6 protein-coding genes and 1 pseudogene are annotated in these 9,611 nt (G+C 49.1%); 1 reads left to right on the forward strand and 6 read right to left on the reverse strand.

Annotated elements, in window-relative coordinates; genetic code table 11:
• From ACRN9H_RS19275 to ACRN9H_RS19300, 6 genes and pseudogenes are all read right to left on the reverse strand, one after another.
• A pseudogene (locus ACRN9H_RS19275) lies at positions 1 to 622 on the reverse strand (Tn3 family transposase); the annotation flags it as partial.
• A 55-nt stretch (positions 623 to 677) separates the two neighbouring features.
• A complete protein-coding gene (locus tag ACRN9H_RS19280; RefSeq protein WP_191221430.1) occupies positions 678 to 3,665 on the reverse strand; it encodes a Tn3 family transposase in 2,988 nt (995 codons plus the stop codon).
• A 200-nt stretch (positions 3,666 to 3,865) separates the two neighbouring features.
• Positions 3,866 to 4,615 carry a superoxide dismutase gene (locus tag ACRN9H_RS19285; RefSeq protein WP_202187817.1) on the reverse strand — a complete coding sequence of 250 codons (750 nt, stop codon included), beginning with the start codon at positions 4,613 to 4,615 and terminating at the stop codon, positions 3,866 to 3,868.
• A 53-nt stretch (positions 4,616 to 4,668) separates the two neighbouring features.
• Complete coding sequence (chrA, locus tag ACRN9H_RS19290) at positions 4,669 to 6,036, reverse strand: chromate efflux transporter (RefSeq protein ID WP_117249892.1); 1,368 nt, start codon at positions 6,034 to 6,036, stop codon at positions 4,669 to 4,671.
• Complete coding sequence (locus ACRN9H_RS19295; RefSeq protein ID WP_007645340.1) at positions 6,029 to 6,967, reverse strand: chromate resistance protein ChrB domain-containing protein; 939 nt, start codon at positions 6,965 to 6,967, stop codon at positions 6,029 to 6,031. The genes chrA and ACRN9H_RS19295 overlap by 8 nt, the downstream gene beginning before the upstream one ends.
• 157 nt (positions 6,968 to 7,124) lie before the next feature.
• A complete protein-coding gene (locus ACRN9H_RS19300; RefSeq protein ID WP_007645343.1) occupies positions 7,125 to 8,132 on the reverse strand; it encodes a site-specific integrase in 1,008 nt (335 codons plus the stop codon).
• 206 nt (positions 8,133 to 8,338) lie between these two features.
• On the opposite strand from ACRN9H_RS19300, the gene ACRN9H_RS19305 reads away from it, so the two are divergent.
• The gene (locus tag ACRN9H_RS19305; RefSeq protein WP_432315828.1) at positions 8,339 to 9,394 is read left to right on the forward strand and encodes a DNA-binding protein; all 1,056 of its coding nucleotides are present in this window, start codon (positions 8,339 to 8,341) and stop codon (positions 9,392 to 9,394) included.
• The last annotated feature ends 217 nt before the right edge of the window (positions 9,395 to 9,611 follow it).

Consider the following 9,611-nt stretch of genomic DNA (forward strand, 5'->3'; position numbering starts at 1 on the left):
ATCTAAGATCGCTTATTAAGTCATCTTCAAAGCGGCGAAATTCATTACTATGTTTAACGTACACATCACCCGCTTCCAGTGAGTTGCGTAGTAGGCGATAGACCAAAAACTCATAGCGATCTACATCAAGCGTTTTAAATGTTTTGCCCTCTTTACTAAACAAATATCGGCGTAAACCTTTAGGAATAATCTCAGTCGGAAATGAATTAGGGTCAGTTTGCCTTGGTGATTTTTCTGTGCGCAATAAGTTTTGTAAAAACGCGATAGCTTCAAGCAAAGGAGAGTCTTCTACACGTCCGGCAAAATCCAGATCAGTAAAAAGTTGCCTTAAGTTACGTTTGAATGTGGCGGATAATTTTGTGTAATGTGACCATTCAAATGCCGTTTTGTCGAAAGCAATATTGCGTAAGTAATCAGCAACTAATGGGAATCTCTCTTGTTCAAGCAATGCATAGGCTTTTTCTTTAATAATGGAAAAAGGTGTGTCATCGGTGATGGTGTCATCCGTAAACAGGCTCAATACATGACCCGCAGCCTGTAAATTTTTCGCTGCATTGGTAACCGCATTATTCATTGCTTCTTCAGCGGCACGCTTGGCCTGTTTCTCGTATTGAGGTCCGGCCGGTAAAAGTGTTGGAATTAGCCGCTTCGAGTATAACTAACTGAATAATAAAGATTTAATCAACCAGCAACTCAAATGACATTGGTTTAACCTGCTTGGTCAAATCCAGCTCAAAGCTTCCCAATCTGCCCAAGTGCTCAGTATGGTACGGCGAGAATGCGGCCATGAGGTCGCGGGTGATATTGTGGCCCTCCGACTTCAACTGGTTAAACACTTCCGTCATCGCGTTCACGTTGTATAGGATTGTGAAGTTCGCCAGCAAATGATTGTATTTCACGATTTTGCTTTGCTCATGCTTTAGGTTAGCGGGAATTTTTCCGGCATTCGCAAAAAACAACCAACGTGCAAACTCGTTGAACTCCTCACTCTTACAGGTCGCTGCCTGGATCGTTTTGCGTAGATCAACATCGGTGATGTATTCCAAAAGGAACATAGTTCTGACCACTCGCCCGAGTTCGCGGAACGCAAAATACAGCTTGTTTTTCCGGTTCTTGGTGCCGAACCGGCGCAGGATTGTCGAGGCGGTAATTTTTCCTGCTTTAACGGACATAGCTGTTCGCATCATATCCGCATAGTGCTTTTCAATAAGGTCCCACTTGATAGGCTCTTTGAACAAGGACTGAATATGCTTAAGCACCATAGCGCGGTCAGGCTTGTAGAAGCTGAGATCTTTGATATTTCGGATACGCGGCATGAGCTTGATGCCCAGTAGGTACGCCAGGCCAAATACCGGTGTTGATTGCGCCTGCGTATCACCGTGAACGGTGTCTGGATTAAAATCTGATTCGTCGTTGAGCAGACCGTCCAGGATATAAATCGCCTCGTAGACACCACAGGGGATAAACCGGCTGAACAACGCAATGTAGGTATCTGAGACGTGGTAATAGGCAATGCCGCCATAGCTGCCGTAACGAATATGGTATTCCGATAGTAAATTATCTTCGTAGAGATCCCAGAGCTTGCCATCAGCGGACACACTGTTGCCCGAACCCCAACACTCAATGAGCCGGTATTTCTTGTACTCGCTGTTGATCTTAGCAATCGCTTTATCGAGACGGGCTTCCGTAGTGCGCTTTAAGTTAAGCCATGCAACTTGCTTGCGCGACACACCCTGCACGGATCGCACGGTTTCGGTAGGGCCAATATTGGTGCCGTAACAAAACACCGTCAGAACAAAACGTAACACCGGGTCGCTGATACGTGACTCGAAACCCGACAACGGGCCAAAATGTTTGTTCAAGTTCAACCATTTTTCGACATTAATGATTACATCGAGCAGGTTGATCTTGTCCAAGCGATCGCGCAAGAGCGCTCCAATTTCTTCGACCTCTGGCGAAGGTTGATCCGGTTTTGGTTTACCGATAATCAGGTTCCCGTTTTCTATACGGACCAGTTCATCCTCTGGAAATTGGCTATCAGCTTTCTGGCAGCTCGCCTCCATGGACTCCTTCAGTGTTCTTGCAAATTCAGTATCACCGGCGATAAGTCCTACCTCCTCGCAATAGGTAGGCAGCTGCGCCTCGTATTCTTCCCAGGTGATCATTTGCTCCCGGTAATCATCGAAGGTTTCACTGTAGGGAATGAACAAGTCACCGGTACTCAGTTCTTCGGCGATCCGTTCAAACACACACAGCTCAAAACAGGTTTTATTGACCTCGGTGACTTGCGCTGATTTAGTCGATTTTCCTGTGACCAGTTTCCACCAGCTTTCGCGAATCCAGCGAATGTTGATGACATTTTTGGAGGATGGATCGTTTGGATCACTTTGAATGGACAGGAACTCGGCGCGCCGTTGTTTGTATTTCAAAATAAATTGAAATGCATTCAGCAGATCCTTGTCTTCCGTGGACGAAGCCAGATTGAGTATTTCAATCGTGCGAAACAACGTTGATCGCTGCTTTTTGTAGAGTTGAACCATGAACGGCAAGTAGTTGTTACCCGCGAACGCCATGTAGTGTTCACACATTTGCAGCAACTGATCGCTGTTCTTTCCCAGGACAGGATCAAAAGCTGACACCGATTCGGGTTTATCCAAATAAACCTTGACCGTTCCAGTCAGCACAGAAATCAAATGATCAGTTTGCTTTTGATGGTCTGCAAGGTATTTCTCCAACAGTTTCTGCGCCGAGCGATCCATTTTTAACAGCAGTTTGATAAAAATATCGGCGGCATTATCCAGAGTTCGTGCGTATTGGTGTCGGATTAAAACGATGACCAGAGCGAGTCGCTTGTTCAGCTTTAGCTTCATCAATTCGGCGTAATCCAGGGCCTTGGCCTCGTCGATAAACTGCTGGTGTTTCACCGGTGGCAACCCCAAATCCGCAGGCAGTAGTGTTTGCAGGGAGGTCAGCCATTCCAGGTAGTGGATGTACACATGGATATTGCGAGGAGTTGGGCGTTTCGGTTCATTTTTCAGCGTGCTCCAGCCAAAACCATTCGGCCCGGTGCTGGAACGGAGAATATCCGTGATGCACTGGCGACTTTCAGCCGTCAAAAATTCACACAGTTGACCGTAATACCGGGTGTTGACTTCCGCTCTGGCTGTTTGGCAGATTCGCTCAAGCACGCTGAACGCTGGCAACTCGTATCGCTCCTTGACCAAGTATTCCAACGTGACATTGATGATATCCGGCAGGGCTTCTTTAGTTGTTGCCGCCTCTTGCGCCCAACTCTTTGTTAATCCGGAGGTCTTGGCTGCATCGTAGGGTTTTATATAGAGATAACGTCGAATCAGTTTTACATGACGATCCTTTGCCCCTGACACGTAATAGGTTTGAAGATCCTTGAATGATGCTCTTGAACGACACTGGCTTTTGATGTGTGCGATGATGACGTTTGGAATTTCACCCAATGTGACAAATCTGCCTAATCGTTGGGTCGTCTTTAACTGGATTAGTAATCCCAGAAAGGAAGTGCTCGCCCGTTTGCAATGTTTCACAGCAAACTGCTGCTCTTCCGGTGTCGGTGTGTAGACATCCCCTAACTCGACATGCGTGATATCTGACTTGATCCGCGGATAGGCTGTCTGGTAAATGGCCGCCATCGATCCGCTACTTTGTTAATGGCAGTTTCAGTTGGGACAGTTTTCGCAGGTGGGCTAGTTGCAGGTTTCTGGTCGCCATTTGGTTTTCTCTTAATTTAGTCACACGTCACTCAGCGCCGGATCAATAACGTCCGTGTCCTTGATTGGTTGCGCCGAAGCGAATGGTATGCCCCCTAAGAGAAGGCATACCAATAGCGTTTTTAGGATGTTGTCTTCGTGTGAGTGGCTTGGAGCCGATGAGCAACCTCATCCCAATTAATATTATTGAAAAAAGCATCAATATATTTACCGGCAGCCGCGCCAAAGTCCATGTGATAAGAATGTTCATACATATCCATGACCAACAACGGAACTGTGCCTACCGGGAAATGTGCGTGATCACCCATCCAATAATTTTCCAGCTTATTGAAATGCGTGTTATACCCCAGAACAACCCACCCGGAACCACCGCCCAAGCCTTGAGCGATTTTGCGGAATTCGGTTTCCCAGCGATCAAAAGTACCAAATTGTTTGGCGAAAGCTGAGCGTAATTCACCATCGGCTTTGCCATTACCGCCCAGGTTATCAAAATATAATTCGTGCAAAATGACCGAGCCTGTGCGAATCAAATGCTCCCGCTTGAGATCATTGTAGAGAAACGCTGGCGTGTCGGGGTTTGCGAGTGCCTGACTCAACTGATCATTCACCGCATTCAATGTTTTTACCGAACCGCTGTAATTGTTAGTCCAATGCGACTCGATCAAATTGGCAGAAAGGCCTTTTAATTTTGCGGCATTGAAGGATAAAAGTTTTGGTTTTATTTCGGTGATCATCCAATTTGCTCCTTTAGGTGCTGCCTGAGACGACGATTCAGCTGCGCTAACATTTGATGCCGATGCAATAAGCAACCCTGCGGCAGCGGTCGCACTGGTAGCCAGGAAATCACGTTTGTTTTGGTTAAAATCATTCATTGGTTTTCCTCCGTTAAGTGTAAGCAATGAGTTCGAGCAGATCGAAAGATGACTTAATTAATCCCCATTAACGACACCGCAAGCCCAACAAGCGCCGACATGCCAATCACCTTCATCACATTCATTTTGTAACGAAATAATGCGATACCCGCTGCAACAGCAATTACCGCTGATATCCATTCAAACCGCCCATCAAAGCCTTCTGGCCACAAAATGTGGTAACAGAAAAACAGGGCGAGATTCAAGATCACACCTACCACCGCCGCCGTGATGGCCGTGAGTGGCGCAGTGAATTTCAAATCATTGTGCGTCGTTTCAATAAAGGGGGCACCCGCAAAAATAAAAATAAACGAGGGCAAGAAGGTAAACCAGGTGACAATGGTGGCGGCTACTGCGCCCGCGAGAAATACCATGTCGGTGCCAAATACGGCTTGTACATATCCCCCAATAAAACCGACAAAGGCCACCACCATAATCAGCGGCCCTGGTGTGGTTTCACCGAGCGCGAGGCCATCGATCATTTGCGTGGGCGTGAGCCAACCATAGTGGCCGACCGCACCCTGATAAACATAGGGCAATACCGCATAGGCACCACCGAAAGTGAGTAGTGCCGCTTTGGTAAAGAACCAGGCCATTTGTGTCAGTGTGTGATCCCAACCGAAATAACTCCAAAGTGCAAACAGCGGAACAGCCCAGAGTAATGCACCGGAGACCAAGATCATGCTGAAACGCGACCAGCGGAACATGGCGTGCGCGGGCGTGGGTGTGTGATCATCGAATAACGCGGTGCCGAAGGATTTATCAGCCTTGCCATGGCCACCGCCGCTGTTGAAGTAGTCAGGTAGAAACCGCCCACCCAAATAACCAATCAGTGCCGCTGCAATCACGATGTAAGGGAATGGGATATTGAGTGCAAAAATGGCCACAAACGCGGCGGCAGCAATCGCCCACATCACATTATTTTTCAACGCGCGTGAACCAATGCGATGGGCGGCATGCACGACGATGGCAGTCACCGCCGGTTTGATACCGTAGAACAAACCGGCTACCCAACTTACGTCGCCGTAAGCGATATATACCCACGAGAGTCCAATCAAAATGAAGAGTGATGGCAACAAAAACAGCACACCCGCCACTATACCGCCCCAGGTACGATGCATTAACCAGCCAATGTAAGTGGCAAGTTGTTGCGCCTCCGGACCAGGCAACACCATGCAGTAATTGAGCGCATGCAAAAACCGTTTTTCGCTGATCCAGCGCCGGCGCTCCACCAGCTCCTGGTGCATGATGGCTATTTGGCCTGCCGGGCCACCAAAGCTGACAAACCCGAGCTTTAACCAGAAACGGAAGGCCTCCCAAAAACTGACCGGCGCAGGCGCTTCAACCGGCTGGTGAGCTATTAATTCGGTGGTGTTACTCATGGTGTGTTTCCTTATCTGTAAAAGCAGCCAGTAAGGCATCGAAGACACCATTAGCCGTGGCGATGAGTTGATCGTCGTCATGAATACTGTTGCGCAATCCCCACAGGATTTGCTCCAGCCCACTGGCTTCACTGGGCTGGATACCCCCTACGTCCAGAAAATGCACCAAGGCTCCCAAGCGCGTTAAGCCGGGGTGATCGAGCCTAAAACTGTCAAGCAGAACCTCAAAAGTGACCTTGCCATTCAGGTGAGTGAAACTGGCTCCGTCAAAATCAAAGCCCAGCGCATCGGCGGGACAATCCTTCGGTGCTTGCAACCACACAAAGCGAGCCTCCGGATCGATAAAACGGCGGATTAGCCAGGCACAGGCAAGGCGATCCACCCAGGGGCGTTGACGGGTTGCCCATAACCGCCCGCGATAGAGGCTGATATCCAACCGTGGGATTTCACCGGTGTGCTCATGGGGTTCGTTGGGCGATAACTGGCGATTGAGCTGAAGTTCAAGCTGTTGCAGCGCCTGCTGGGTTTGTGCCTGCGCTTCACCGGGGAAAAAATCCGTTGCGGCGATAGCGGTGAAGTTTTTGCGCAGTTTACGCAGCTGTCTGGTTGCTTCTTGCAGGGAACTACTGGCCAATTCTTTTATTGGGGGCAGCTCGTGTAAAAGATGGGCGTAATCATCCTGACGATCAAACAGGCCGCTGAATTGGCCAGCATCTTCGGTATCGACCAGGAGCACATAGGCTGAGCCTTCACTTGCCTCTACTTCTTGCAGCAAGCCATCGAACAATTGCTGATGTTCTGGTCGATGGGGAAGCAGATAAACGCCGTCACGCAATACTGCTGCACCGGAGGACTTGAGGGTTCGCCATACCCGCATACGCACTGTCGCGTTTTGGGTGGGCAGGGATAAGATCAGTAATACCCATTTCATATATTGTAGATCTAGTTACACAAAGGTAGGAAAATCTACAATATTTTATCGATGGTGTAAAGCGGCCAGAATGATCCATGATCGTGGCGGTAACATTACCAGCTTTGGTATTTGGGTTTGGCCCGATACATTGATTCTGCCCCGAATGTTGACCGAATCATTCAGCATCCATCAGGGTTGCCATCTTCTCCATTAAGATAATTGACGCATTATTGCTGAGCTGCTGGCCTTCCTCGATATACTCCCAGACGGTGGCATCGCTCTTCCAGCCGCCTTGTTTCTTGATCAACTCAAAATCCACTCGCTCACGCGCTGCCGATGTGGATAACCCTCTACGGAAACTGTGGCTACTGAGTTCAGGCACAAAATCAAACTCACAGGCTTGCCCCAGCGTTTTGAGCAAAGCATTGACCGCACCTGGAGCCAGCGCTTTTTCCTGAATGTGATCCCAGCGGTTGGTGGGACGAAACACCGGACCGTTGGTGATGCCCGCTGCATCTAACCAAGTTTTCACGGCGGTAGCCGGACAACAAGCGGCCTTTCCGTAAGGTAAAGCTCGCATTAAACCCATGCCTTGCTGGTCGGTCTTGGAGCGCGGCAACCGGATGAGTAGCCCCTCCGGCTCCCAAACCAGATCATTGACCTGAAGAGCAACCAGCTCACTGCGACGCAAGGCGCCGAAGAACCCGGTGAGTACCAAGGCAATATCCCGGTATTTCTTTTTGTTGTCCGGTAAGTGCCGCAAGTAATTTACTAGTTGGGCGATGTGCTCCAAGCGCAACGCCTTGGCCTTGCGCTTGGGCTGTCCATGGGTGCGGCGAATGCCCTCCATGGTTTTACATACCAGCGGATCGCGAACCGGGTCAGTCAACCCTTGGTAGTGGTGCCATTGGCTAACGGCCGTGAGGTGAAGGGCGAGAGTCCGGCTATTCAGCACATCGGCCTTGGCCACCAGGTAACGCACCAGAGTATCCCGATCCGTGGGCAACCGCCCGCCCCATTTTTCGAACTGCCGAATCGCTGAACGGTAGGCCGTTCGCGTGTTATTGGAGGTCGCCGCTTGCAGATAGTGGCGCAGTGAGTCGGATTCTGCCAGCGACGGCAAAACTGATTGCTCACTACGCAATGGCGAATCCGATGTGAGTTTGGGTGTGTAGTTATCCATGGTTATCCCTTTTCTGTGGGTCGCTGGAAGGCACCAATGTACTGGTGTTACAAACATCAATTTTTCATTTCTCACTCATAACCCACGATAACATTCATTATCAAAGGTTACTATTCAATTTTTATTAGCCGTATTAAAATCAGTATATTATGTTATATTACGTGTTATGTAATACGTTACCAAATAATCACCGAGGAGAAACCGTCATGGCTCGCGCCGGAATCACGTATCACAATGTCGCCAAAGCCGCAGAGGCCATCAAACTACAGAGTCAGGAACCTACGGTGGATCGTGTTCGTGAGCACTTGGGTACCGGCAGCAAAAGCACCATAGCTCCGCTGCTCAAGCGCTGGCGGTCAGATAATGGGGAGGTGGCCGATGTGAGTGGACTGCCGAATGATCTCGTCGAGGTAGTAAAAGCCTTACATGAACGGGTTCAGCAGATGGCCGACCAGCGCATCGCGCAATCCAGCGACGAGTTCAAGGCATCGAATGATCAACTCCAAAAAGAATTGACTGAGGCCCGTAATAGCATTGTGCAGCTTACCGACCGCCAACAGGATCTGAACGCCCAGCTATCGCAAATTACCGAAGCAAAAGCCCTGCAAGGCAAGTCCCTGGAAGAGGTACGCATTAAGCTAGCAACGGCAGAAGCTCAGCGCGACGAAGCCCTTTCACGAACTGCTGAATTAAAGGAAAGCGTTGCAGAACTCAAGCAGGAAAATAAGGATATTCGTGATCACTTTGAACACTACCAGCAACGCACCGCCGAAGATCGGCAGCAGGAACGCGAGCAATTCCACATGGTTAACCTGGGCCTGAAAGACCAGATTCAAGACCTGCAACACCGGCTCATCCAAGCCGAGTCAAGAGCGTCCGAGCTGGTAGACACTAATGCGCACTTACAACGACAAACGCATGAGCTCGAACAGGCCAATGCGATGCACAAAAGCACCTTGGATAGACAAGTGGTCGATATCGAGAACTTGGAGCATCAACTTAACGACGCCGCGGCAAAAAGCCGGGAGCGGCAGCGTAAAAGCGAACAATTGGCGGATAATATTGCCGCACTCGCAAGCCAGAAAGCAGATGCCGATCAGCAAGTGGCCGTACTATCCCAAGCATTGGAGGCCATTAAAACGGATCTGAAAGCCTCTCAGAATAGAGCGGAAGTTCTGTCCGATGAGAATAAGGTGATTCTCCAAGAAAAAGCAGTCATTCAGGGGCAGTTTAAGCAGCTTCAGGAATCACTGTCGCGATAAAGCTTCAATCAAACTTTTATCGGAAATCTATATTAATCAATATGTTATATGCGAAGTGGCTAATTCCAACGCTTTTACCGGCCGGACCTCTAATAAGCAGTAAGATCAATGATTACAGCAATTTTCCGCAGTTGTGTTACCAAGAAACATGCTGCGGAGTTTTAGCAAAGATACTTCATCAAGCTGGTGTTGGAAAACGTGGTCTTATCGTCGTTTG

Source organism: Shewanella sp. MF08487, from assembly GCF_050848685.1.
Taxonomy (GTDB): Bacteria; Pseudomonadota; Gammaproteobacteria; order Enterobacterales; family Shewanellaceae; genus Shewanella; species Shewanella glacialipiscicola.

Excerpts from the sequence above, each read along its gene's own strand:
- ACRN9H_RS19280 (WP_191221430.1), bottom strand. The coding sequence starts at position 3,665 with ATGGCGGCCATTTACCAGACAGCCTATCCGCGGATCAAGTCAGATATC.
- ACRN9H_RS19285 (WP_202187817.1), bottom strand. The coding sequence starts at position 4,615 with ATGAATGATTTTAACCAAAACAAACGTGATTTCCTGGCTACCAGTGCG.
- chrA (WP_117249892.1), bottom strand. The coding sequence starts at position 6,036 with ATGAGTAACACCACCGAATTAATAGCTCACCAGCCGGTTGAAGCGCCT.
- ACRN9H_RS19295 (WP_007645340.1), bottom strand. The coding sequence starts at position 6,967 with ATGAAATGGGTATTACTGATCTTATCCCTGCCCACCCAAAACGCGACA.
- ACRN9H_RS19300 (WP_007645343.1), bottom strand. The coding sequence starts at position 8,132 with ATGGATAACTACACACCCAAACTCACATCGGATTCGCCATTGCGTAGT.
- ACRN9H_RS19305 (WP_432315828.1), top strand. The coding sequence starts at position 8,339 with ATGGCTCGCGCCGGAATCACGTATCACAATGTCGCCAAAGCCGCAGAG.